The sequence below is a fragment of the Variovorax sp. PvP013 genome (genome assembly GCF_050435945.1).
GTDB lineage: Bacteria > Pseudomonadota > Gammaproteobacteria > Burkholderiales > Burkholderiaceae_C > Variovorax.
In genome coordinates, this window is sequence record NZ_JBNDLF010000001.1 from 729,155 (window position 1) to 751,953 (window position 22,799).

At 70.8% G+C, this 22,799-nt stretch carries 20 protein-coding genes; 8 read left to right on the plus strand and 12 right to left on the minus strand.

Going from position 1 to position 22,799, the window contains the following annotated elements; all coding sequences use genetic code 11:
• Window positions 1-39 precede the first annotated feature (39 nt).
• The 4 genes from ABID77_RS03515 to ABID77_RS03530 all read left to right on the plus strand — a co-directional run bounded on the left by ABID77_RS03515 (window position 40) and on the right by ABID77_RS03530 (window position 4,606).
• The gene (locus ABID77_RS03515) at window positions 40-2,469 is read left to right on the plus strand and encodes a penicillin acylase family protein (RefSeq protein ID WP_429590937.1); all 2,430 of its coding nucleotides are present in this window, start codon (window positions 40-42) and stop codon (window positions 2,467-2,469) included.
• Between the two features lie 68 nt (window positions 2,470-2,537).
• Entirely contained in the window at window positions 2,538-3,182 is a 645-nt protein-coding gene (locus ABID77_RS03520) for a histidine phosphatase family protein (RefSeq protein ID WP_429590940.1), read from the plus strand.
• A gap of 77 nt (window positions 3,183-3,259) precedes the next feature.
• On the plus strand, window positions 3,260-4,234 hold the full coding sequence (locus ABID77_RS03525) for a DnaJ C-terminal domain-containing protein (RefSeq protein ID WP_429590943.1): 975 nt from the start codon (window positions 3,260-3,262) through the stop codon (window positions 4,232-4,234).
• A 6-nt stretch (window positions 4,235-4,240) separates the two neighbouring features.
• A complete protein-coding gene (locus ABID77_RS03530; protein WP_429590945.1) occupies window positions 4,241-4,606 on the plus strand; it encodes a chaperone modulator CbpM in 366 nt (121 codons plus the stop codon).
• A 25-nt stretch (window positions 4,607-4,631) separates the two neighbouring features.
• Here the strand turns inward: ABID77_RS03530 and ABID77_RS03535 are convergent, their stop codons facing one another.
• The 7 genes from ABID77_RS03535 to cyoA are packed head-to-tail and all read right to left on the minus strand — an operon-like array spanning window position 4,632 to window position 11,598.
• The gene (locus ABID77_RS03535; protein WP_429590948.1) at window positions 4,632-5,183 is read right to left on the minus strand and encodes a response regulator transcription factor; all 552 of its coding nucleotides are present in this window, start codon (window positions 5,181-5,183) and stop codon (window positions 4,632-4,634) included.
• Window positions 5,173-6,561 carry an ATP-binding protein gene (locus ABID77_RS03540; protein ID WP_429590951.1) on the minus strand — a complete coding sequence of 463 codons (1,389 nt, stop codon included), beginning with the start codon at window positions 6,559-6,561 and terminating at the stop codon, window positions 5,173-5,175. The genes ABID77_RS03535 and ABID77_RS03540 overlap by 11 nt, the downstream gene beginning before the upstream one ends.
• On the minus strand, window positions 6,558-7,409 hold the full coding sequence (locus tag ABID77_RS03545; protein WP_429590954.1) for an SURF1 family protein: 852 nt from the start codon (window positions 7,407-7,409) through the stop codon (window positions 6,558-6,560). The genes ABID77_RS03540 and ABID77_RS03545 overlap by 4 nt, the downstream gene beginning before the upstream one ends.
• Window positions 7,410-7,444: 35 nt before the next feature.
• Window positions 7,445-7,930, minus strand: coding sequence for a cytochrome o ubiquinol oxidase subunit IV (gene cyoD / locus ABID77_RS03550; protein WP_429590956.1), 486 nt, complete (start codon window positions 7,928-7,930; stop codon window positions 7,445-7,447).
• A complete protein-coding gene (gene cyoC, locus ABID77_RS03555) occupies window positions 7,927-8,559 on the minus strand; it encodes a cytochrome o ubiquinol oxidase subunit III (protein WP_429590959.1) in 633 nt (210 codons plus the stop codon). The genes cyoD and cyoC overlap by 4 nt, the downstream gene beginning before the upstream one ends.
• A gap of 10 nt (window positions 8,560-8,569) precedes the next feature.
• Complete coding sequence (gene cyoB / locus ABID77_RS03560; RefSeq protein WP_429590962.1) at window positions 8,570-10,573, minus strand: cytochrome o ubiquinol oxidase subunit I; 2,004 nt, start codon at window positions 10,571-10,573, stop codon at window positions 8,570-8,572.
• 2 nt (window positions 10,574-10,575) lie between these two features.
• Window positions 10,576-11,598, minus strand: a complete 1,023-nt coding sequence (cyoA, locus tag ABID77_RS03565) for a ubiquinol oxidase subunit II (protein WP_429590965.1) — start codon at window positions 11,596-11,598, stop codon at window positions 10,576-10,578.
• 156 nt (window positions 11,599-11,754) lie between these two features.
• Here cyoA and ABID77_RS03570 point away from each other — a divergent pair, with 156 nt between their 5' ends.
• The gene (locus tag ABID77_RS03570; protein WP_429590968.1) at window positions 11,755-13,131 is read left to right on the plus strand and encodes an MFS transporter; all 1,377 of its coding nucleotides are present in this window, start codon (window positions 11,755-11,757) and stop codon (window positions 13,129-13,131) included.
• Between the two features lie 109 nt (window positions 13,132-13,240).
• Here the strand turns inward: ABID77_RS03570 and ABID77_RS03575 are convergent, their stop codons facing one another.
• The 5 genes from ABID77_RS03575 to ABID77_RS03595 form a co-directional block, all read right to left on the minus strand.
• Window positions 13,241-13,693: an SRPBCC domain-containing protein gene (locus tag ABID77_RS03575; RefSeq protein ID WP_429590971.1), complete on the minus strand. Its 453-nt coding sequence runs from the start codon at window positions 13,691-13,693 to the stop codon at window positions 13,241-13,243.
• Window positions 13,694-13,906: 213 nt separating this feature from the next.
• Complete coding sequence (locus tag ABID77_RS03580; protein ID WP_429590974.1) at window positions 13,907-16,099, minus strand: alpha/beta hydrolase domain-containing protein; 2,193 nt, start codon at window positions 16,097-16,099, stop codon at window positions 13,907-13,909.
• A gap of 67 nt (window positions 16,100-16,166) precedes the next feature.
• The gene (locus ABID77_RS03585; protein WP_429590977.1) at window positions 16,167-17,144 is read right to left on the minus strand and encodes a Bug family tripartite tricarboxylate transporter substrate binding protein; all 978 of its coding nucleotides are present in this window, start codon (window positions 17,142-17,144) and stop codon (window positions 16,167-16,169) included.
• A gap of 22 nt (window positions 17,145-17,166) precedes the next feature.
• Window positions 17,167-17,592, minus strand: a complete 426-nt coding sequence (locus ABID77_RS03590) for an AtuA-related protein (RefSeq protein WP_429590980.1) — start codon at window positions 17,590-17,592, stop codon at window positions 17,167-17,169.
• A complete protein-coding gene (locus ABID77_RS03595) occupies window positions 17,589-18,992 on the minus strand; it encodes an acyclic terpene utilization AtuA family protein (protein WP_429590982.1) in 1,404 nt (467 codons plus the stop codon). Before ABID77_RS03595 ends, ABID77_RS03590 begins: the two co-directional genes overlap by 4 nt.
• Before the next feature lie 121 nt (window positions 18,993-19,113).
• Between ABID77_RS03595 and ABID77_RS03600 the strand changes: the two genes are divergently transcribed.
• The 3 genes from ABID77_RS03600 to dapC all read left to right on the plus strand — a co-directional run bounded on the left by ABID77_RS03600 (window position 19,114) and on the right by dapC (window position 22,790).
• On the plus strand, window positions 19,114-20,028 hold the full coding sequence (locus ABID77_RS03600) for a LysR family transcriptional regulator (RefSeq protein WP_429590985.1): 915 nt from the start codon (window positions 19,114-19,116) through the stop codon (window positions 20,026-20,028).
• Window positions 20,029-20,210: 182 nt separating this feature from the next.
• On the plus strand, window positions 20,211-21,491 hold the full coding sequence (locus tag ABID77_RS03605) for an amidohydrolase family protein (RefSeq protein ID WP_429590988.1): 1,281 nt from the start codon (window positions 20,211-20,213) through the stop codon (window positions 21,489-21,491).
• 60 nt (window positions 21,492-21,551) lie between these two features.
• Window positions 21,552-22,790 (plus strand): succinyldiaminopimelate transaminase, encoded by a 1,239-nt coding sequence (gene dapC, locus ABID77_RS03610; RefSeq protein WP_429590991.1) that lies wholly within the window; start codon window positions 21,552-21,554, stop codon window positions 22,788-22,790.
• Window positions 22,791-22,799 lie beyond the last annotated feature (9 nt).

The window sequence follows — 22,799 nt, forward strand, 5'->3', positions numbered from 1 at the left end:
AGGCCGCCGAACCGCCCGAACCCGCCAAGGAGCCGCGCCATGACCCCACCGCCCCCGCCAGACCGCCGCCACCGGATGCGCCGGTGCGGACCGCTCCTGTCCTGCATCGCCATGCTGTCGGGGGTCCTGTCGGGCTGCGCCGCCCCGCCGTCCGCCGACGGCACGCGCAGCGTCGTGATCGAGCGCACGACCCACGGCATCGCGCACGTCACCGCGCCGGACCACGAGGGTCTGGCCTACGGCACGGCCTACGCTCACGCGCAGGACAACGTCTGCCAGACCGCCGAGCACCTGCTCACGGTGCGCGGCGAGCGCTCGCTGTTCCTCGGACCGCAGGCCATGGGCGACCTGGGCCTGGGGCGCCTGTCGAACGCGCAGATCGACCTGTTCGTGCGCCGGCACATGGACGACGATGCACTGGCGCGCGCCGCCGAGGCGCTCGGCCCGGACGCCCGCGCGGCCCTGCGCGGCTACGTCGCCGGCTACAACCGCCACCTGCGCGACGTCGGCCCCGGCGGCCTGCCCGAGGCCTGCCGCGACCGCCCCTGGGTGCGACCGATGACGCCGGCCGACCTGGCGCGCGCCACCGAGCTGTCGATGATCCAGGGCGGCCTGGGCGCCCTGGCCGGCGCGGTGCTGGCCGCCAGGCCGCCACCGAAGGCGACGGCCCTGGGCGCCGCCCCCGCCGACGAACGGCCGGTCGACCCGCGCGAGGCCGCCATCGAGATCGCCCGTCACGGCTTCGACGCCAGACCCGACGGCGGCGAGCCGGGCTCCAACGGCTGGGCCTTCGGCCGCGAGGCCACGCCCGACGGCAAGGGCGTGCTGCTGGGCAACCCGCACTTTCCGTGGAACGGCACCAACCGCTTCTGGCAGCTGCACCTCACGATTCCCGGCCAGGTCGACGTCATGGGCGCGACCGGCGGCCTGAGCCCGGTGGTCGCCATCGGCTTCAACAAGGACGTCGCCTGGACGCACACCGTCTCCACCGGCAAGCGCTTCACGCTCTACGAACTCGCGCTCGACCCGGCCGACCCGACCGTCTACCTCGTCGACGGCCAGCCCCGGACGATGACGGCGCGCACGGTCGAGGTGCCGCTGCCCGGCGGGACGACCCTCCGGCAGACCTTCTTTTCGACCGACTGGGGACCGGTCATCGCGCTGCCACGCGCCGGCCTCGGCTGGACCACCCAGAAGGCCTATGCCCTGCGCGACGCCAACACGCTGAACGTGCGTTCCATCGAGAGCTGGATGCGCATGGCCCGGGCGCGCGACGTGACCGGACTGCGCGACGCCATGGGCAACCAGGGCATGCCGTGGATCAACACCCTCGCGGCCGACCGTCACGGCCGGGCGCTGTACGCCGACCTGTCGGTCGTGCCGGACGTGTCGGCCGGGCAGTTGCGCGCCTGCGCGCCCTCGCCCGCCGCCGCCGCGCTGTTCAAGGCGGCCGGCCTGCCGGTGCTCGACGGCTCGCGCAGCGCCTGCGCCTGGCGCCAGGACCCGTCGGCCGCCGCGCCAGGACGCATCCCGCCGGCGCGCATGCCGGTGCTGGTGACCGACGCCTGGGTGCAGAACAGCAACGACGGCTTCTGGCTGAGCAACCCCGACGTCGCACCGACGGCCGACGTCTCGCCGCTGGTCGGGCCGGTGGGCACGCCGCAGCGGCTGCGCACGCGCAGCGGCATCCTGGAGATCCGCGCCCGGCTCGCCGGCACCGATGGCCTGCCGGGCAACCGCATGGGTGCGGACGAGGTCCGCAGCGTGATCTTCAGGAATCGCAACCTGGCCGGCGCACTGGTGATGGACGACCTCGTCGCCGCCTGCGGCTCCCCGGGCCATGCAGGCCTGAGCGCCGACCAGGCCACCGGCTGCCGCGTGCTGGCCGGCTGGAACCGCACCAGCGACGCCGACGCGCGCGGCGCGCCCCTGTTCCGCGAGTTCTGGCGCCAGGCCCGGGACGTGCCGAAGGTCTGGCGCGTGCCCTTCGATGCGCGCCAGCCCGTGACGACCCCGTCCGGGCTCGACATGGCCGTGCCCGCCACGCGCGAGGCCGTCTTCGAGGCCCTGGGCGATGCCGTGGCGGCCCTGCGCGCCGCCGGCTATGCGCCCGACGCGGCGCTGGGCGAGGCGCAGTGGCACGAGGTGCGTGGCCGGCGCGTGGCGCTGCATGGCGGCGACGAGTTCGAGGGCGTGCTCAACAAGCTCGAATCGCAGGGCCAGCCGCGCATCGCGCCGGGCGGCTGGCGCATCAACTACGGCAGCAGCTACCTGCAGGTCGTGACCTTCGACGCCCGCGGTCCCGTGGCCCAGGGTCTGCTCACCTACGGCCAGAGCAGCGACCCGGCCTCGCCGCGCGCCTACGACCAGCTGCCGCTGTTCGCCGCCAAGCGCTGGCTGCCGCTGCCCTTCCACCCGGAGGACGTGCGCGCGCAGCGCGAGGGGCCGCCGCTGCGGCTGGCCTACTGAGTCCGACACGCTTTCCTCCACTTTCCTACACCATCACTTCCGACGACCACCCCGCCATGACCCGTCCCATGCCCCAAGCCGTTCCCGGACTCGCGCAGATCGTGCAGCTCGGCGCCGCCCATCCGCTCGACCCGGGCTGCGACCACTTCTACTTCCTGCGCCATGGTCAGACCGGCCGCAACGCGGCGCGCATCTTCCAGGACGTCGACGAGCCGTTGAGCGAGCTGGGCCTCGCCCAGGCGGCGCGCGCGGCCGGGCGGCTGGCCGGCGAGCCGATCCGCACCGTGGTCTGCAGCGACGCCCGCCGCGCCTTCGACACGGCGCACACGGTCGCGGCGCGGCTCGGGCTCGTGCCGGCGTCGCAGCCGCGCCTGCGCGAACGCCACTTCGGCGCGCTGATCGGCACCTCGTCGGCGAACATCGACTGGGCCTGCGAACCCGAGGGCGGCGAGACATTGGCGCAGTTCGTCGAGCGCAAGCGCGCCGCGCTCGACGCGGCGTTGGCGCTGCCCGGCCCGGTGCTGGTGGTCGCCCACGGCGGCACGCTCTACGCGCTGGCGGCGCTGCTGGGGGTCGCGCTGGAAACCGGCGCGCTCGGCAACGCGCAGCCGTTGCGCTTCGCGCGCCGCGACGGGACCTGGAGCGTCGAGACGCTGGTCCTGCCGTCCCTTCCCGAGGAGCGGGGACGCGACGCCGGCGCCGCCATCGCCTGAACGATCCGCCCCGCGTCCCGCACCGCCGCCGCTGCCCGCCCCTTTTCTTTTCCACTCCCACCGCCACGTTCAACGCCATGGACTTCAAGAACTACTACCAGGTGCTCGGTCTGGAGCGCACGGCGTCGGAAGACGACGTGCGCAAGGCCTACCGTCGGCTCGCGCGCAAGTACCACCCCGACGTCAGCAAGGAGGCCGACGCCGAGCAGAAGATGCGCGACGTCAACGAGGCCAACGACGTGCTGCGCGACAAGGAGAAGCGCGCCGCCTACGACGCGCTGGCCGACCGCGTGGCGCGCGGCGGCCGGCCCGAGGGCGACTTCCAGCCGCCGCCCGGCTGGGACGAAGGCTACGAGTTCCATCGCGGCGCCGCCGGCCCCGGCGCGGGCGGACCGGCCGACCAGGCCGACTTCAGCGACTTCTTCTCCTCGCTCTTCGGCGCGGCCGAACGGCGCGGCGCCGCCCGGCAGAACCATCGCGCCAAGGGCGAGGACCACCACGCCGCCATCGAGATCACGCTGGAGGACGCCCTGCGCGGCAGCGAGCGCGAGATCTCGTTGCGCGCGGTCGAGACCGGCGCCGACGGCCAGCCGGCCTTCACCACGCGCACCCTGGCGGTGAAGATCCCCGCCGGCGTGCATCCGGGCCAGTACGTCCGCCTGGCCGGCCAGGGCATGCCCGGCCATGGCGGCGAGCCCGCCGGCGACCTGTTCCTGGAAGTGCGCATCGCCCCGCACCGGCTCTACCGCATCGACGGCCGCGACCTGACCATGACGCTGCCGGTGACGCCGAGCGAGGCCGCGCTGGGCGCGTCGGTGGAGGTGCCGGTGCCCGGCGGCGGCGCGGTGGAAGTCACCGTGCCGGCGAAGTCGCGCAGCGGGATGAAGCTGCGGCTCCGGGGCCGGGGCTTCCCGGGCACGACCCCGGGCGACCTCTACCTGCTTCTCGACATCGCCCTGCCGCCCGCCACCGACGATGCCGCGCGCGAGGCCTACCGCCAGCTCGCCGCCGCCACCGCCGGCTTCGATCCGCGCCAACACCTGAAAGGCTGAAACACCATGGCCCGCTTTTCCGTCTCGTCGGTGACCGCCTCGCGCTCGGCCGGCGCCGTCTCCGTCACCGCTTCGGTGGTCGACGCCACGCCGTCGCTCGCCGCCCGCGATCTCGCGCACGCCTGCGGCGCCGAGGTCGCCTGGGTGGTCCAGCTGGTGGAGATCGGCATCGTCGAGCACGCGCCGCCCGATGCCGGGACCGAACCCGAACGCTGGCGCTTCCGCGACGCCGACCTGCAGCGCGCACTGGAAGCGCGGCGGCTGCAGCGCGACTTCGGCGTCGAGCTCGACGCCGCCGCGCTGATCCTCGACCTCCAGCACGAGGTCCGGCGCCTGAAGGCCGCGCTGCAGGCGAACCGGCCGGGCCACTGACCCCTCCGGTCCCGCCCGCCGGGCCCTACTTCACCTGCTGCTTGTCCAATTTGCGCGCCAGGGTGCGCCGGTGCATGCCCAGGCGGCGTGCGGTCTCGGAGATGTTGAAACCGGTCTCGGCCAGCACCTCGTGGATGCGCTCCCATTCGAGCGTCTTGATCGACGAGGCGCGGTTGGTCAGTTCGACCTCGGTGGTGCCCTCGGCGCGGCCGAAGGCGGCCTCGATGTCGTCGGTGTTCGACGGCTTGGCCAGGTAGTGGCAGGCGCCGAGCTTGATCGCCTCGACCGCCGTGGCGATGCTGGCGAAACCCGTCAGCACCACGATCAGCATGCCGGGATCGTGCGCGTTGAGCAGCCGCACGCAGGCCAGGCCGGAGCTCTCGCCGTTGAGCTTGAGGTCGACCACGGCATAGCCCGGTCCGGGCTCGCGCTGCAGCAGCGCGGCGACCTGGTCGAAGCTGTCGGCCAGGCTCACCGTGTAGCCGCGGCGTTCGAACGAGCGTCCGAGGATGCGCGCGAAGGCGGCGTCGTCCTCGACGATCAGGAGGTGGCGCGCGGGAGTGTCGTCATCGGCCATCGGCGGATCCTTTCTGCTTGTCGGCAGCCAGCAGCTGCTCCAGTTCGTCGTCGAGCGCGATCGCGGCCAGCGGCAGGCGCATCGTCACGATGGCACCGATCCCGCCCGGCCGGTTGGCGGCCGTCACGCTGCCGCCGAGCGTGCGCAGCACGTTGACCACCAGGAACAGGCCCAGTCCGCCGCCGGGGCGCCCCTTGCTCGACTGGTAGGGCTTGCCCAGCTGCGCCAGCATGCGCGGCGCGAAGCCACGGCCCGTGTCGGTGACGGTGATGACCAGCGTGTCGCCCGCGCGCGTCGCCTCGAGCGCGACATAGCGGGGCGAGGCCTCCAGGGCGTTGTCCAGCACGTTGCAGATGGTCTGCTTGAAGGCCGAGTCGGACACCATCGACAGGTCCTCGCCGAAATGGTTGGCGTAGTCGAAGGCCACCACCGGCCGCGTGGCCCGCCACTCGCGCGCCACGTCGTCGAGGAAGTCCGCCACCGTGGTCGCGGCCGAGGATTCCCCACGCGCCTCGCCGGCCGACAGCAGGATGCCGCTGACGATCGACTTGCAGCGTTGCAGCTGCACCTGCATCTCGCCGATCTCCTGCAGCAGTTCCGGGTTGCCCTTGAACTCCGGCATGCGCCGCCAGTCGCCGAGGATGACCGAGAGCGTGGCCAGCGGCGTGCCCAGCTCGTGCGCGGCGCCGGAGGCCAGCAGGCCCATGCGGACGGCGAGCTCCTCCTCGGCGGCGCGCTGGCGCAATTCGGCCAGCCGCTCGTCGCGCGAGCGCAGGTTGGCGTTGATGCGGCTGATGAAGACGATCAGCAGCGCCGCGTCCAACGCGAAGCACGCCAGCAGGCCCTGGATGTAGGGACTCGAGAGGCCCTGATCGTGATCGAGCGCCAGCGGCAGCGGCACCGAGAAGATCGCCAGCCCGGCCAGGCACAGGATGGTGACCACCGCCATGGTTGCGCTCGACCAGGCCTTGAGCAGCACGGCGCCCAGGATGACCTGCAGCAGGTAGAGGAAGACGAAGGGATTGGTCGTGCCGCCGCTCAGGTAGAGCTGCGCGGTGAGCAGGCCCAGGTCGACCAGCATGTTCAGGAACAGCTCGCCGTTGGTGACCTTGCGGCCGAGCCGCGCGCGCTGCAGGCTCAGGAAATTGAAGACGATCAGGCAGCCCAGCACGATCGTCATCTGGTCCAGCGGCAATCGGATGTCGAAGCCGAAATGCACCACGCCGATCGTCACGATCTGGCCGAAGGCGGCGATCCAGCGCAGCTGGACGAGCTGCTCCAGGTTGCGCAGGCCGGCGGCCGACTCGATCGCGTGGCCGCCGCGCGGCAGCTTGGCCTCGCGCCGCGACAGGCGACGCAGCGAAGGCAGGCGGATCATGGCCGGTCCGGACCGGCGCCGGCTGCGACCACCGTTCGCGCGCCAGGGCCGGCGCGGCGCTCGCGCCACCATTCGCGCCCGACGTAGCCGGCGGCCAGCGCCACCATCAGCGCCAGCCCGTACCACGTCAGCGCATAGACCAGGTGATGGTTGTTGAAGCGGATGACCGTCAGTCCGGCCGCCGGCCAGATGCGGTCGGCGTCGGCCATCAGCTGCGGCTGGGCACGCTCGGCGGCGGTCGCCTCGGCATCGACGAAATAAGGCAGCACCTCGCCCAGACCCCGCGCCCGGGCGATGGCCGCGACGTCGCGCGAATGCCAGCGATCGGCGGCCGGGTCGTTGTGTCGCATGAAGCCGCCGCCGGGCTCGCTCAGGCGCAGCAGGCCGACGAGCGTCGCGGTGCCGCCCTCACCCATGGCCGGCGTGCGTTCGCCGCGCACGGCACGATCGCGTCGCTCCGGCGGCACGAAGCCGCGATTGACCAGGATCTGCCGACCATCGGCCAGGCGCAGCGGCGTCAGCACCCAGAAGCCGCCACCGAGCTCGCTGCTGGCCTGCACCAGGGTCTCGCGGTCGTCCAGGAAGGTGCCGGTCAGGCGCACGCGACGGTATTCGTCGCGCTTCGGGTCGATGGTCGTCGGGGGATCGATCGGCGCGGCGCGCAGCTGCCGTTCGACACGTTCGATGAGCGCCAGCTTCCAAATGCGGCGCTCGACCTGCCACGTGCCCAGTGCCATAAGACCGGCGAACACGGCGAGCGCCACGATCGCCGCCAGCCCGCGAAGCAACGGGCCGGACCGCCGGCGCGGCGCTCCGGCATCGGACCGGCGATGCGGTTCGGCAGCCATGCTGGCGGACGGGGACCGCGACGCCGGTTCGACGCTCAAGACGACGGCGCGTGCATCCCGTGGTCCATCATGCCGGGCATCATGTTCGTGTTGAGGTGATACATCACCCACAGCGAACCGGCCAGCATGATCACGAGCAGGACCAGCGTGAAGATCAGGGCCAGCAGGCTCCACCCGCCCTCGGAGCGCGTGTCCATGTGCAGGAAGTAGATCATGTGCACGACGATCTGCACCGCCGCGAAGGCGAGGATCACGATCGCCGTGGTGCGCGGGCTCTCGATGACGTCGTTCATGACGAGCCAGAACGGGATCGCCGTGAGGATCACCGCCAGGATGAAACCGGTCACGTAGCCCTTGAGCGTGCTGTGGCTGGCGCCGTCGTGGTGATCGTCGTCGTGGCCGTGGCCGTGGCCATGGCCGTGGTCCTTGTCGTGGCTGTGGTCGACGTTGTCCGGCGGCGCATGGATGCCACGCGGAGCCTTGTTCTCGAAGGGCGCCGCGGCGCTCGGACTGGTGCTCATTTCAGCACTCCCATCAAATAAACGAAGGTGAAGACGCCGATCCAGACCACGTCCAGGAAGTGCCAGAACATCGACAGGCACATCAGGCGGCGGCGGTTCTCGGCGATGAGGCCGGTGCGACCGACCTGCACCATCAGCACCACCAGCCAGATGCAACCGAAGAACACGTGCAGGCCGTGGGTCCCCACCAGCACGAAGAAGGCCGAGAGGAACGCGCTGCGTTGCGGCACCGCGCCCTCGTGGATCAGGTGCGCGAACTCGTAGAGTTCCAGTCCCAGGAACCCCAAGCCGAGCAACCCGGTGATCGCCAGCCAGGCCAGCGTCTTGCCCTTCTGCCGCTTCTGCATCTCCAGCATGGCGAAGCCGTAGGTGATGGAGGAGAACAGCAGCAGCGAGGTGTTGATCGCCACCAGCTTCAGGTCGAACAGGTCCGCGCCCGACGGCCCGGCCGCGTAGCTGCGGCCCAGCACGCCGTAGATGGCGAACAGGCAGGCGAAGATGAGGCAGTCGCTCATCAGGTAGAACCAGAACCCCAGCAGGGTCCCGTTCTCCACGTGATGCTCGCCCGGGACGTAGAAGCGCAGGTTGTCCGGCGCGTCGACGCTGGTGGCGGTGGAGGAAGTGGTCATGACGGCGGAATCAGACATGGGCGGCCATGAGGCGGGTGCGATCGCCCTCGATGCGGACGACGTCGTCCGCGGGGATGTAGTAATCGCGCTTGTAGTTGAAGGTGTGGACGATGGAGACCAGCACCAGCAGCGCGAACGATGCGCCGGCCAGCAGCCACATCTGCCAGATCATGCAGAAGCCGAAGGCTCCGGCCAGCGCCGAGATCACGAAACCGGCCCAGGTGTTCTTGGGCATGTGGATCGGCATGAAGCCCGCGCTCGGACGCTGGTAGTTGCGCGCCTTCATGTCGGCCCAGGCGTCGCTGTCGTGGATCTGCGGCGTGAACGCGAAGTTGTAGGCCGGCGGCGGCGACGAGGTCGACCACTCCAGCGTACGGCCGTCCCACGGATCGCCCGTGTGGTCGCGCAGCGATTCACGGCGCATGAAGCTCACCACCAGCGTGATGCCCATGCAGACGATGCCGCACAGGATCAGGAAGGCGCCGAAGGCCGCGATCTGGAACCAGATCTGGAACGACGGATCCTCGAAGTGGCTCAGGCGGCGCGTGACGCCCATGAAGCCCAGCACGTAGACCGGCGCGAAGGCGAGCCAGAAGCCCACCAGCCAGAACCAGAACGAGCACTTGCCCCAGAACGTGTCGAGCTTGTAGCCGAAGGCCTTCGGGAACCAGTAGGTGATGCCGGCGAACATGCCGAACACCACGCCACCGATGATCACGTTATGGAAGTGGGCGATCAGGAACAGGCTGTTGTGCAGCACGAAGTCCGCCGGAGGCACGGCCAGCAGCACGCCGGTCATGCCGCCGATCGTGAAGGTGAACATGAAGCCGATCGCCCAGAGCATCGGCACCTCGTAGCGGATGCGGCCCTTGTACATCGTGAAGAGCCAGTTGAAGATCTTCGCGCCCGTCGGGATCGAGATGATCATGGTCGTGATGCCGAAGAACGAGTTGACGCTCGCCCCGGAGCCCATCGTGAAGAAGTGGTGCAGCCACACGAGGTACGACAGGATGGTGATCACCACCGTCGCGTAGACCATCGACGCGTAGCCGAAGATCCGCTTGCCGGAGAAGGTGGACACCACCTCGGAGAACACGCCGAAGGCCGGCAGCACCAGGATGTAGACCTCGGGGTGGCCCCAGATCCAGATCAGGTTCACGTACATCATGGCGTTGCCGCCGAGATCGTTGGTGAAGAAGTTGGTGCCGACGACGCGGTCGAGCGACAGCAGCGCGAGCACCGCGGTCAGGACCGGGAAGCTCACGATGATCAGCACGTTGGTGCACAGCGAGGTCCACGTGAAGATGGGCATCTTCATGAAGGTCATGCCGGGCGCGCGCATCTTCACGATCGTCGCGAGCAGGTTGATGCCCGAGAGCGTCGTCCCCACCCCCGCCACCTGCAGCGACCATATGTAGTAGTCCACCCCCACGTCAGGACTGAACGCGATGCCCGACAGCGGCGGATAGGCCAGCCAGCCGGTGCGCGCGAACTCGCCCACGAACAGCGACGCCATCACCAGGACGGCGCCGAAGGCGGTCATCCAGAAGCTGAAGTTGTTGAGGAACGGGAAGGCCACGTCGCGCGCGCCGATCTGCATCGGCACGACGAAGTTCATGAGGCCCGTGACCAGGGGCATGGCCACGAAGAAGATCATGATCACGCCGTGCGCCGTGAAGATCTGGTCGTAGTGGTGCGGCGGCAGGAAGCCCGGGTTGTCGCCGAAGGCGATGGCCTGCTGGGTGCGCATCATCAGGGCGTCGGCGAAGCCGCGCAGCAGCATCACCAGGCCTAGGATGATGTACATGATGCCGATCTTCTTGTGATCGATGCTGGTGATCCAGTCGCGCCACAGCGGTCCCCACAGGCGGAAATAGGTCAGGCCCGCGACCACCGCCGCCCCGCCGAGCAGCACGGCGGCGAAGGTGACCAGGAGGATGGGCTCGTGCAGCGGGATCGCCTCCCAGGTGAGGCGGCCGAAGATCAGCTTCAACAGTTCGGATGATTCGGGCATGTTCAATCTCGAGGGGTGCACATCGCCGCGACGTAGGTCCGCATCGGCGACTTGTTGTTGTCGGGTTGCCAGGGCTTGGATGCCGTGTTGTGCGCGCCGGGCTTGCCCATGCCGCCCTGCGCGTCGATGGCCATCATCTGGTTCATGCACATCTTGGTCGTGTCGACGCAGCGGTTCAGGATGGCCTGGTACAGGTCCGGCGCCACGGTGCCGTAACGACGCACCGGATCACGCTCGCTCGGCTGCTCGAGCTTCAGGTAGGCCGCGCGGTCGAGCGCGCCGCCACCGGCCTTGGTGCGTTCCACCCAGCGGCCGAAGTCGGCCGCGTTCATGCCGTGGAACTTGAAGCGCATGCCCGAGAAGCCCTCGCCGCTGTAGTTGGCGGAAAAGCCGTCGAACACGCCGGGCTGGTTGATGACCGCGTGCAGCTTGGTCTCCATGCCCGGCATGGCGTAGATCTGCCCGGCCAGCGCCGGGATGAAGAACGAGTTCATCACCGAGGACGACGTGATCTTGAAGTGGATCGGCACGTCGACCGGCGCGGCCAGCTCGTTGACCAGCGCGATGCCCTGGTCGGGATAGATGAAGAGCCACTTCCAGTCGAGCGCCACCACCTCGACGTTGATCGGCTGGGCATCGGCCGGGATCGGACGCTTGGCGTCGAGCCGCGTGAGCTGCCGGTACGGGTCGAGCGTGTGGGTGCTGATCCAGGTCACCGCACCGAGCGCGATGATGATGAGCAGCGGCGCGCCCCAGATCGCCAGCTCCAGCTGCACGGAGTGGTCCCAGTTGGGGGAATACTCCTTCTTCGCCGTCTCGCTCCCGTGGCGATAGCGCCAGGCGAAATAGAACACCAGGAAGATCACCGGGATGATGATCAGCAGCATCAGCACCGTGGAGATGACGATGAGCCGCCCCTGCTGGTTGGCGATGTCGCCGGAGGGATTGAGCAGGACTGTGTTGCAACCAGCCAACAGCATGGCGGGGGCAATCAGCAGACCGCGGAGGTTCTTGAAGGTGGGCATGCGGTAAAAATGGAGAGCGTGCTGCAGGAGCACCCGGCGAATTTACGGCCAATGAGTCGACTTTGTCATTGGACGTTTTGTCCTATGGTCACAATCGCCCAGCGGTGCGACGCTCGGGCGTGCAGCAATTACAACCGGAAAACTCCGCCTAGAACCATGACGACGTCCACTCTCGGCCCACACGGCAGCAACACATCGACCGACAAGGACATCGCGCATGCCGTGGGTGGCGACCACGGTCAGGTCGAACCCGGCGAGATCGCGGTCGGCGTGGTGATCGGGCGCGCTTCCGAGTACTTCGACTTCTTCGTCTACGGCATCGCCTCCGCGCTGGTGTTCCCGACGATCTTCTTCCCCTTCGCCGACGCACTGACCGGCACGCTCTATTCCTTCGCGGTGTTCTCGCTGGCGTTCCTGGCGCGGCCCTTCGGCACGGCGATCTCCATGGGCGTCCAGCGCCGCTACGGCCGCCAGGCCAAGCTGGCGATCGCCCTGTTCCTGCTGGGCACGTCGACGGCGGGCATCGCCTTCCTGCCGGGCTTCAACAGCCTGGGCAACGCGTCGATCGTGCTCCTGGGCGTGCTGCGCATCCTGCAGGGCCTCGCGCTCGGTGGCTCCTGGGACGGCCTGCCCTCGCTGCTGGCGCTGAACGCACCCAAGAACCGCCGCGGCTGGTACGCCATGCTCGGCCAGCTCGGCGCCCCGCTGGGCTTCGGCGTCGCGGCCGCCCTGTTCGCCTACCTGACGGCGAGCCTGACGCGCGAGGAGTTCCTGTCCTGGGGCTGGCGCTATCCGTTCTACGTGGCCTTCGCCATCAACGTGGTCGCGCTCTTCGCCCGCCTGCGCCTGGTGGCCGCGACGACCTACGTCAAGCTGCTCGACGAGCGCGAACTCGCCCCCACCGGCGTCGTCGAGATCTTCCGCGCCCAGGGCTCGAACATCCTGATCGGCGCCTTCGCCGCCCTGGCGAGCTACGCCCTCTTCCACGTCGTGACGATCTTCCCGCTGTCGTGGGTGACGCTCTACTCCGACCAGAGCGTGAGCGAGTTCCTGGTGGTGCAGCTGGTGGGCGCGGCGCTCTGCGGCGTGGCCATGGTGGCCTCGGGCAAGATCGCCGACCGCTTCGGCCGTCGCAACACGCTGGGCACCCTGGCCGTGCTGATCGCCGTCTTCAGCGGCTTCGGCCTGACGCTCATGGGCGGCGGCTCGCTCGGCCAGGACGTCTTCATCCTGGTGGGCTTCGTGCTGCTGGGCCTGTCGTACGGCCAGGCCGCCGGCGCGGTGACGTCGAACTTCTCCGGCAAGTACCGCTACACCGGCGCTGCGCTCACGGCCGACGTCGCCTGGCTGATCGGCGCGGCCTTCGCACCTCTGGTGGTGCTGGGCCTGTCGGCGCACTTCGGTCTGGCCTACATCAGCGTCTACCTGCTGTCGGGCTGCGCGGCGACGCTGGCGGCACTGTTCATCAACCGCAAGCTCGGCGAACGCGACATCGAGACCGAGGCCGAAGGCCAGGGCCAAGCAGCCCGCTGACGCAGGATCGGATCGAGCCCCGGACGGGCTCGCTCGACACGTGAAGACATGACGAAGGCCCCATCGCGGGGCCTTCGTCGTTGAAGCGTTTCGTCGGAAAGTCGCGAAGTCAGGAGGTCTCCGCCAGGGCTTTGAGCTGGTCCGCCGCAGCGCCCCAGCCGGCCTCGAAGCCCATCCGGCGATGCTGCTCCATGGCCTCACGCGTCCAATGGCGGGCGCTGGCGCGGTAGCGCGTCGCGTCGCCGTCGGCCTCGATCTCGAAAGTGCCGACCATGAAGGGCCCGGCGGGCAGCCAGTCGCCCTTGAAGGCATCCATGAAGACGAAGCGCCTGAGGGGCTCGAAGGCCAGCACCGTGCCCTCGTTGGTCATCTCCTCGCCGTCGGGCCCGTGCATCACGACGAGGCTCCGACCGCCCGGACGCCACTCCAGCACACGGGCCTCGGCCCGCCAGGGACGGGGACAGAACCACTCCTCGAAGCGCTCGGTCATCGCCTGCCAGACCCGCGCGACCGGTGCCTCGATCCGGCGCTCGATGCACAGCGTGAATGTCTCGTCGGCCATCGTCGTTCTCCTGGTGTCGATCGCGGCACGGTCCGCGAAACCCGCCGAGTCTGCACGCACCGGCCCGGCAATGGAAGCAAGGCATACGGACCAGCTCCTGCGAAACCCTCACCTCCAGATCCCGGAAACACCTCGGAACCGGCTCCGCCGGGCCGCCGGTGTCGCCCCCTGCAGGGGACTTGGCCAGGCGGCACGAAGTGCGAAGACCGGGAGTCAGAACGTGACGCCCTGCGCCCGCGCGATGCGGCGATCGGCGTCGCCGCGCAGCAGGAAGCCCTGGGCGACCAGCGCGTCGGCCGCCGCCGTCACCGCCGCCACGTAGCCGGCCGGGCTGCCGTAGAGCGATTCGAGCGACGGCCGCGTGTCGCCGGCGGCCAGGCGCGCTGCCTCGGTGGCGTGGAACGGAATGTAGGCGCCGGTCAGGTTCACGAGGTCGACGATGCCCGGGGTCGGCACGTAGTTGAACTCGATGCTGGTGCCCAGCGGCGCCTGCACGTCGACGTTGCGGATGCCCGCCACGGGCAGGCCGGTGCGGGCGTCGACGTTGGGCACCAGGATGGCGTAGCTGCGCCCCAGGTTCGCCGGCGGCAGCAGTGTCGGGATGCCCGACTCGTCCTGCGGCCGGTACAGCGGGCCGAAGTCCAGCAGCGCGAATTCGTTGTAGAGACCGCGGTAGGCGAAGTCGGGCAGCGCCACGCCGTTGGCGCGCGGGAAGCTCACGCCCTTCATGACCGGGAAGCGCAGCTGGTCGGGACGCACCAGCGAGCCGTCGGCGAGCCGGGGCGTCTGGCTGGGCGACGGGGCCTTGTCGGTGGTCACCCAGTCGGTCAGCTGCACGAACAGCGCCCGGAAGGTGTCGGCGAAATCGACCATGTTGCCGCGCGGGTAGACCGCGCCCGCCGGCGCGTAGGCGATGCCGGCTTCCAGACCGCCGGTACCGCCGCCGTGCTGCGTCCCGGCGTAGTAGTAGACGCGGGCGTTGTCCGGCTGGACCAGGTCGCGGAAGCCCCAGGCGTCGGTCAGCACCGGCGAGCCCTGCAGCTGCCAGAACTCGGTGCCCGACAGGCCCAGGAAGTATTTCGGGCAGGTGGCCGTGGCCTGGCAGCGGGCCATGACGCCGCCCGTGCGGCCGGCCACGTCGTCGCGGTAGTCGGCCGCCAGGCCGCGCGGCGCGGTCTGCCCGAACGCGCGGTGGTCGGTGCGCACGCCGCCGCCGCCGCCCGGCACGGCGAAGCGGGTGTTGATGTTGGTCTGGCGCGCCGCGACGTGCGTGTAGAGGCCGTCGAACACCTTGCCGCCGGCGAGCGACTGGTTGAAGCCCAGGTGCAGGAAGGTCTTGAGCGCGTTGCCCGACTGCGAGGTGCCCTGCCCGATCGTGGCCTTGATGCGGCCGGCCAGCGGATTGGGCCGGCCGGCGGCGTCGGCGGTGGCGTTGCGGAAGAAGTCGACGGTGTCGCGCAATGCCGCCAGGCCGACGCCCATGACGCGCGGGTCCTTGGCGACGTAGCTGACCTCGTAGAGGGTGTCGGGCTGGAAGCCGCCCTTGAGGCAGACCGAGGCCGGATCGGCCGTGCCGGGGAACGGCCTGTCGGTCGCGTTGCAGCTGGCGAACTTCCAGTCCGAGGCCGGGATGGGGATGCGCGGATCCGCCTCGTTGACGCGGCGGGTCAGCAGGTAGCCGCTCCGGGTGTTGTCCAGGCTGGCCGGGGCGTACGGGATCATGCTGCCGTTGAACACGCCGCCGGGCAGCGTGAGCGCGGGCGCCGCGACGGAGGTCAGCAGCTCGGCGGTGTAGGGGCCGGTGATCGCGCTGCCGTCCTTGTTCCTCGCGATCGGCACCGTCGCCGTCAGGCGTTGCGGCGAGCTCTTGGGCACGTCGCCCTGCCAGGCCGAGAACAGCCAGACGAAACCGCGCTCGAAGTAGATCGCGTCGCCCGGATTGGCCGCGAGGTTGGGCGCCGTGAGGATGTTGCCGCGATTGGGCGCGTCGTAGCGCAGCACGCCGCCCGCCTTGCTCATTTCCTTGGGCTTGAGCATCGTGAAGTCGGCGCTGTACTCGACCATGCCGCGCGCGTTGACCGGGGCCAGCTCGAGGTCCTGGATGATGGCGTTCTTCGCGTCCTTCGGGTCGACCTCGCCGGCGATCGTGCCGGTGACCTGCTCGTAGGCCCCGACGGCGCCGAAGCTGCCGGGATAGTCGACGGTCGAGGCGATGGTGAGCGTGAGCTGCGGCTTGGCGGCGACCGGCGTCGTGGGCGTGGTCGGTGTGGTCGTCGCCGGCGGCACGGCGGCGCTGCCGTCGCCGTCGCTGCCGCCGCACGCGGCGAGCACCAGCGCGGCGAGGCCTGCCGTCAGGCCCGGGAGGACCCGGCGGCGGGGCGTGGAAAGTCCTGGGTGGCGTTGCATGTCGTTGTCTCCGTTGGTCGATCTTGTGTTCTTGGAGCCGCGCCTGGGCCGCGCGGCGGGCCGCCGCTCATTCCGCCTCGATGCCGGCGGCCTTCACGATGCGGCCCCACTTCTGCGATTCGCCGGCCTGGAACTTCGCCAGCTCTTCCGGCGAGGTCGTGAAGACCTCGGTGCCGGTCGGCTCGTAGAAGGCGCTCTTCGCGGCCTCGCTGCGGGCGGCCTTCACCAGCAGCTCGTTCAGGCGCCTGACGACCGCCGGCGGGGTCTTCGCGGGGGCGTAGGCGGCGAACCAGTAGCCCATCTCGTAGCCCTTGACGCCGGCTTCGGAGATGGTGGGCACGTCCGGCGCGAGCGGCGAGCGCGCCGCGCTCGACACGCCGATGGCGCGCAGCTTGCCGGCCTTGACCTGCGGCAGGCCGGTCGCGGTGTCGGTGATCATCATGTCGATCTGGCCGCCCAGCAGGTCGGTCACGGCCAGCGTGTTGCTCTTGTAGGGCACGTGCAGCAGCTTGACGTCGGCCATCTGCTGGAGCAGTTCGCCGGCCATGCGGCTCGACGAGCTGCCGCTGCCGAAGCTGTACCTGCCCGGCTCCTTCTTCGCCAGCGCGACGAATTCGGCCACCGTCTTGGCGGCGAAGTCCGGACGCACCACCATGATCTGGCCGCCCTTGCCCAGCGCCGCGACCGGGGCGAAGTCCTTCACCGGGTCGTAGGGCATCTTCCTGTAGAGGTGCTCGTTGGCCGCGTGCGTGGTGTTGGTGGTGACGAGCACGGTGTAGCCGTCCGGCGCCGCCTTGGCGACGTACTGCGAGGCGATGAAGCCGCTGGCGCCGGCCCGGTTGTCGATGATCACCGCCTGCCTGCTCTCGGCGGTGACGCCGTTGCCCAGCGCGCGGGCGATCTGGTCGGTGGCGGTGCCGGCGGCGAAGGGCACGACGAAGGTGATGGATTTCTCCGGGAAGGACTGCGCCTGCGCGACGGCGGGCACCAGCGCGGCGGCACTCAGCACGGCGGCCGCGAGGGCGATCGGGCGGAAGGGGTTCATGGGTCTCTTCTCCTGGATGGTTCTATGGAATGGGGAAAGGGAAAACCGTCGCGCCTCGGTGGTCGTCCGGGCCGACCAGTCGGTGCCGCAGGTGCGCGGGCACCCGCAGCGGCAGGTCGAGCAGCAGGAACGACAGCGACTTGCCATGCGTGTCGAGGTTGAGCGCGTCGTTGACGCCGCCGTCGAGCACGGCGTCGAGCACGAAGTTCATCGCCTGCAGCCCCGGCATGACGAAGCGCTGCACGCGGCTGGGCGCGCGGTGGCGGAACTGCGCGGCCACCGCCTCCGGCGTGACCTGGTCGAGCAGCAACGGCCAGAGCTCCGGGTGCCAGGCGATCACGCTGATGTTGGAGCGGTCGCCCTTGTCGCCGGTGCGGCCGTGCGCCGCGCGGTGGAGAGGGACGACGACGATGTCGTCGTCGACGGGTCCGGTGCGACCGGCGTTCATGCGGCCGCCTCCATCATCTCGAAGCCGACCGGCACCGCATCGCGCGGCAGCAGGCACGAGACGGTGTTCAGGCGCGGCGTGAGCGTGCTGCGCACGCCGCCGCCGCCGGCCGGACCGCAGGTATAGAGCGCCATCACCTCGCGCCCCAGGGTCTCGGCCACGGCGCGCTCGGCGTGGGTCGCGGCGACGCGCAGGCGCACGTCGCGCGCGCCGCCGTCGGGCGTGGCGGCCAGCGCGCGGCCGGCGTCGTCGCCCAGGATGCTGACGGCGCCGATCAGGTCGACCCGCAGGTCCAGCGCGGGCAGGCGCTCGCGCAGCACCGCCGCCGCCAGCCGGGCGCGGGCCTCGGCACGCGCGCCGGCATAGGAGATCTCGCCCTCGGCCAGCCAGCCACCCTCGTGGCAGACGTTGACCTTGTAGTGCGTGGGCCGCGGATGCCCGCGCACGCCCGAGAGCGTCACGCGATCCGGACCCACCGAGCGCACCGACGCCTCGGCGATGTCGGCCACCACGTCGGGCGTCAGGTAGGCCGCCGGATCGTGCACCTCGTAGATCAGCTGTTCCTTGACCGTCGCCTCCGTCACGAGGCCACCGGTCGCATCGGCCTTGCCGATGGTGCAGCGGCCGTCGGCGTCGATCTCGGCGATCGGGAAGCCGACGTGGCCGAGCCCCGGCACGTCCTTGAAGCCCGGGTCGGCGAAGTAGCCGCCGCAGACCTGCGCGCCGCATTCGAGCAGGTGGCCGGCCATGGTGGCGCGGCCGAGCCGCTCCCAGTCGTCGGCGCGCCAGCCGAAGTGCGACATCGCCGGACCGACCGTCAGCGACGGATCGGCCACGCGCCCGCAGACGACGATCTGCGCGCCGGCATCGAGCGCCCGGGCGATCGGCTCGGCGCCGATGTAGGCGTTGGCGCTGACGATGCGCAGACCGTCCATCGCCGTGCCGATCCGCTCGCGCAGCAGCGCGCGGAAGCCCGGCGCCGACAGGTCGTCGCCCTCCACCACCGCGATGCGCGGCGCGACCAGGCCCAGTTCGCGCGCCATCCGCGCGATGTGGCGCGCCGCCGCGCGCGGGTTGGCCGCGCCGAAGTTGCTCACGATGCGGATGCCGTGCGCCAGGCAGCGCGCGAGCACCGGCCGCAGCATGGCATCGAGCAGGGGTTCGTAGCCCACCTCGGGGTCGGCGCGGCGGCGCAGCTGGGCCAGCGCCAGGGTGCGCTCGGCCAGGGTCTCGAAGATCAGGAAGGCGCGCGGCGCGGCGGCGGGATCGGTCGACGCCGCCGCGCCGAGCCGCGCGATCAGCGTGTCGACCACCGGCCCGGCGGCGTCGGTGCGGTCGCCTGAGAAGCCGGCGGCGCAGCCGATCAGCAGTGGCAGGGGTGTTCGGGCAGGATCGTTCATGGTCCCGTGTCTCCTCGTCGTCTTCGTGGTCGTCGGTCTGGGAAGCGGCCACTGTAGGAGGCGGTCGGCCATCCGTAAAATCGAAAATTCGGATCGATTCATCTGTTTTCCGGATCGCCACATGACCGCTCCCGATCTCTCCGCCCGGCAACTGCGCGCCTTCCTGGCCCTGGCGACGCAGCGCAACTTCACCCGCGCGGCGCGGACCTGCCACCTGTCGCAGCCGGCCTTCAGCGCGCTGATCAAGGCATTGGAGGACGCGCTGGGCACGCGGCTGTTCGACCGCGACACGCGCAGCGTCGCGCTCACGCCGGAGGGCCGGCTGTTCGAGCCGTCCGCCCGGCGCCTGCTCGACGACATGGGCGCGGCCCTGGCCGGCCTGGCCGACCACGTGGAGCGCCGCAAGGGCCGGGTGCGCGTGGCGGCCCTGCCCTCGCTGGCGGCGGGCTGGCTGCCGGCGGTCTTCGCGGAGTTCATGGCGACGTGGCCGGGCATCGCGCTGGAACTCGACGATGCCCTGTCCGACGCCTGCGTCGCCCACGTGCGCAACGGACGGGCCGACTTCGCGCTGGCGTCCTCGGGCGCCGGCAGCGTCGCGGAGGTCGACCTGGTCGGGCGCCGGCTGTGCAGCGACGGCTTCCATCTGGTCTGCCGCGCCGACCACCCGCTGGCGGCCGAGCCGGCCCTCACCGCCCGCAAGCTCGCGCCGTGGCCCTTCGTCCAGATGGCGCGCCACAGCAGCGTGCGGCAGTCGCTCGACGCGGCGCTGCATCCGCTGCGCCTGAACGCCGTGTTCGAGGTCGAGCACCTGTCCACGGTGATGGGGCTGGTCGAGGCCGGGCTGGGCATCAGCGTGGTGCCGGCCCTGACGTTGTTCCATTTCCGGCGCGAGGGGCTGGTCACGCGGCCCCTGCCGGTGCCGGGGCTGCGGCGCGACGTCTACCTGGTGCGGCGCCGCGAGGGCGGCCTGTCGGTGGCGGCGCAGACGCTGCACGACCTCGTGGTCCGGCGGCTGGGCGACCTCCGGCTGGACTGAGCCGGCTGCTGCTCCGGCACGGGCGAAGCCGTCGCCGACACGCAGGGGCGGGGCGGCATGCGTGCCGACCTTCCTTCGGATACCCGACGTGCCGCACGCCATCGGCCCCCGCCAACATAATCGTCGGCGCCCCGCCGCCCCGCCCCGCCGTCCCCCTCAACGCCGCCGAAAGAACGTCCGCCATGCTCCAGCTCCTCGTCCGCGACGCCGCCCTGCCCGACGGCCGCACCGGCATGTCCATCGCCGTGCGCGACGGCCTGATCGTCGAGGTCGCGCCCGGCCTGGACGCGCCGGCGCTGCGCACGCTCGACGCCGCCGGCCAGCTGGTCGCGCCGCACTTCGTCGACCCGCACTTCCACATGGACGCCACGCTCAGCTACGGCCTGCCGCGCGTCAACGAGAGCGGCACCCTGCTCGAGGGCATCGCGCTGTGGGGCGAGCTCAAGCCGCTGCTCAAGCAGGAGGCGTTGATCGAGCGCGCGCTGGCGTACTGCGACTGGGCGGTCGCCAAGGGCCTGCTGGCGATCCGCACGCACGTCGACACCAGCGATCCGAGCCTGCTGGCGGTCGAGGCGCTGCTGGAGGTCAAGCGCCGCGTCGCGCCGTACCTGGACCTGCAACTGGTGGCGTTCCCGCAGGACGGCGTGCTGCGTTCGCCCGGTGGCGTCGCCAACCTGGAGCGCGCGCTCGACCTCGGCGTCGACGTGGTCGGCGGCATTCCGCACTTCGAGCGCACCATGGCCGACGGTGCCGACAGCGTGCGGCGGCTGTGCGGGATCGCCGCCGCGCGCGGGCTGCTGGTCGACATGCACTGCGACGAGTCCGACGACCCGCTCTCGCGCCACATCGAGACCCTGGCCGCCGAGGCCCATCGCCTGGGCCTGCAGGGCCGGGTGACCGGCTCGCACTGCACGTCGATGCACTCGATGGACAACTACTACGTCAGCAAGCTGCTGCCGCTGATCGCCGAGAGCGGCGTCGCCGTGATCGCCAACCCGCTCATCAACATCACGCTGCAGGGCCGCCACGACACCTACCCCAAGCGCCGCGGCATGACGCGCGTGCCGGAGCTGATGGCCGCCGGCGTGACGGTCGCCTTCGGCCACGACTGCGTGATGGACCCGTGGTACGGGATGGGTTCGGGCGACATGCTGGAGGTCGCGCACATGGGCTTGCACGTGGCGCAGATGACCAGCCAGGCCGGCATCCGGCGCTGCTTCGAGGCCGTGACGACGAACGCGGCGGCGGTCATGCACCTGCCGCGCTACGGCCTGGAGGTCGGCTGCGACGCCAGCTTCGTGCTGCTGCAGGCGCGCGATCCGGTCGAGGCGATCCGGCTGCGCGCGACGCGGCTCGCGGTGTTCCGCCGGGGCGCGCTGTTGGCCGAGACGCCGCCGGCCACGGCCCGGCTGCGGCTGGAAGGCCGGCCGGCGCAGGTCGACTGGCGCGCCGCCGCGCGCTGACACCGGATCGGCCGCGGGGCCGCCGACGCCCGCGGCGGACCCCACCGATAATCCCGTCCCATGAATCCCCTGCTCGCCAAGCTGCAGCCCTACCCCTTCGAGCGGCTGCGCCAACTCTTCGCGGGCGTCGTGCCCAATGCCGACTACCGCCCCATCAGCCTGGGCATCGGCGAACCCAAGCATCCGACCCCGGCCTTCATCCGCGACGCCCTGGCCGGCGGGCTCGACGCCCTGGCCGCCTACCCGGCCACGGCCGGCGACCTGAAGCTGCGCCAGTCGTTCACGGCCTGGCTGCAGAAGCGCTACCGGCTCTCGCTCGACCCGGCGACGCAGGTGCTGCCGGTCAACGGCTCGCGCGAGGCGTTGTTCGCGCTGGCGCAGACGGTGGTCGACGCCAGCCGCCGGCCGATCGTGGTGTCGCCCAATCCGTTCTATCAGATCTACGAGGGCGCGGCCCTGCTCGCCGGTGCCGAGACGTACTACGTGCCGAGCGTGCCCGAGCGCAACTTCGCGGTCGACTGGGACAGCGTGCCCGACGCCGTCTGGGCCCGCACCCAGCTGGTCTTCGTCTGCTCGCCGGGCAACCCGACCGGCGCCGTGATGCCGCTGGAGGAGTGGCAGAAGCTCTTCGCGCTGTCGGACCGCCACGGCTTCGTCATCGCCTCCGACGAGTGCTACAGCGAGATCTACTTCCGCGACGTGCCCCCGCTCGGTGGCCTCGAAGCCGCCCAGCGCCTGGGCCGGCACGACTTCCGCAACCTGATCGCGCTGACCTCGCTGTCCAAGCGCAGCAACGTGCCCGGCCTGCGCAGCGGCTTCGTCGCCGGCGACGCCGCGCTCATCAAGGCCTTCCTGCTCTACCGCACCTACCACGGCAGCGCCATGGGCGGCGCCGTGGCGGCGGCTAGCATCGCGGCCTGGGGCGACGAGTCGCACGTGGTGGAGAACCGCGCACTCTACCGCGCCAAGTTCGCGGCCGTGACGCCGCTGCTCGAACCCGTGCTCGACGTGCGCCTGCCCGATGCCGGTTTCTATCTGTGGGCCGGCGTGCCGGCGTCCTGGAACGGCGACGACGCCGGCTTCGCCCGCGCGCTCTACGCTCAATACAATGTGACGGTGCTGCCGGGCAGCTTCCTGGCCCGCGATGCCGGCAGCGGCGCCGCCCCGGCGCCCACGCCTTCGGTGGCCGTACCGCCGGCGCCCAATCCGGGCCGTGGCCGCATCCGCATGGCGCTCGTGGCGGGCACCGACGAATGCGTCGAGGCCGCCCGCCGCATCGTGGACTTCGTGCGGCGCTGAAGCGCCTCG

Excerpts from the sequence above, each read along its gene's own strand:
- ABID77_RS03575 (WP_429590971.1), bottom strand. The coding sequence starts at position 13,693 with ATGGCCGACGAGACATTCACGCTGTGCATCGAGCGCCGGATCGAGGCA.
- ABID77_RS03580 (WP_429590974.1), bottom strand. The coding sequence starts at position 16,099 with ATGCAACGCCACCCAGGACTTTCCACGCCCCGCCGCCGGGTCCTCCCG.
- cyoB (WP_429590962.1), bottom strand. The coding sequence starts at position 10,573 with ATGCCCGAATCATCCGAACTGTTGAAGCTGATCTTCGGCCGCCTCACC.
- cyoD (WP_429590956.1), bottom strand. The coding sequence starts at position 7,930 with ATGAGCACCAGTCCGAGCGCCGCGGCGCCCTTCGAGAACAAGGCTCCG.
- ABID77_RS03515 (WP_429590937.1), top strand. The coding sequence starts at position 40 with ATGACCCCACCGCCCCCGCCAGACCGCCGCCACCGGATGCGCCGGTGC.
- ABID77_RS03535 (WP_429590948.1), bottom strand. The coding sequence starts at position 5,183 with ATGGCCGATGACGACACTCCCGCGCGCCACCTCCTGATCGTCGAGGAC.
- ABID77_RS03540 (WP_429590951.1), bottom strand. The coding sequence starts at position 6,561 with ATGATCCGCCTGCCTTCGCTGCGTCGCCTGTCGCGGCGCGAGGCCAAG.
- cyoC (WP_429590959.1), bottom strand. The coding sequence starts at position 8,559 with ATGACCACTTCCTCCACCGCCACCAGCGTCGACGCGCCGGACAACCTG.
- ABID77_RS03590 (WP_429590980.1), bottom strand. The coding sequence starts at position 17,592 with ATGAACGCCGGTCGCACCGGACCCGTCGACGACGACATCGTCGTCGTC.
- ABID77_RS03530 (WP_429590945.1), top strand. The coding sequence starts at position 4,241 with ATGGCCCGCTTTTCCGTCTCGTCGGTGACCGCCTCGCGCTCGGCCGGC.
- ABID77_RS03585 (WP_429590977.1), bottom strand. The coding sequence starts at position 17,144 with ATGAACCCCTTCCGCCCGATCGCCCTCGCGGCCGCCGTGCTGAGTGCC.
- ABID77_RS03570 (WP_429590968.1), top strand. The coding sequence starts at position 11,755 with ATGACGACGTCCACTCTCGGCCCACACGGCAGCAACACATCGACCGAC.
- cyoA (WP_429590965.1), bottom strand. The coding sequence starts at position 11,598 with ATGCCCACCTTCAAGAACCTCCGCGGTCTGCTGATTGCCCCCGCCATG.
- ABID77_RS03600 (WP_429590985.1), top strand. The coding sequence starts at position 19,114 with ATGACCGCTCCCGATCTCTCCGCCCGGCAACTGCGCGCCTTCCTGGCC.
- ABID77_RS03595 (WP_429590982.1), bottom strand. The coding sequence starts at position 18,992 with ATGAACGATCCTGCCCGAACACCCCTGCCACTGCTGATCGGCTGCGCC.
- dapC (WP_429590991.1), top strand. The coding sequence starts at position 21,552 with ATGAATCCCCTGCTCGCCAAGCTGCAGCCCTACCCCTTCGAGCGGCTG.
- ABID77_RS03605 (WP_429590988.1), top strand. The coding sequence starts at position 20,211 with ATGCTCCAGCTCCTCGTCCGCGACGCCGCCCTGCCCGACGGCCGCACC.
- ABID77_RS03520 (WP_429590940.1), top strand. The coding sequence starts at position 2,538 with ATGCCCCAAGCCGTTCCCGGACTCGCGCAGATCGTGCAGCTCGGCGCC.
- ABID77_RS03545 (WP_429590954.1), bottom strand. The coding sequence starts at position 7,409 with ATGGCTGCCGAACCGCATCGCCGGTCCGATGCCGGAGCGCCGCGCCGG.
- ABID77_RS03525 (WP_429590943.1), top strand. The coding sequence starts at position 3,260 with ATGGACTTCAAGAACTACTACCAGGTGCTCGGTCTGGAGCGCACGGCG.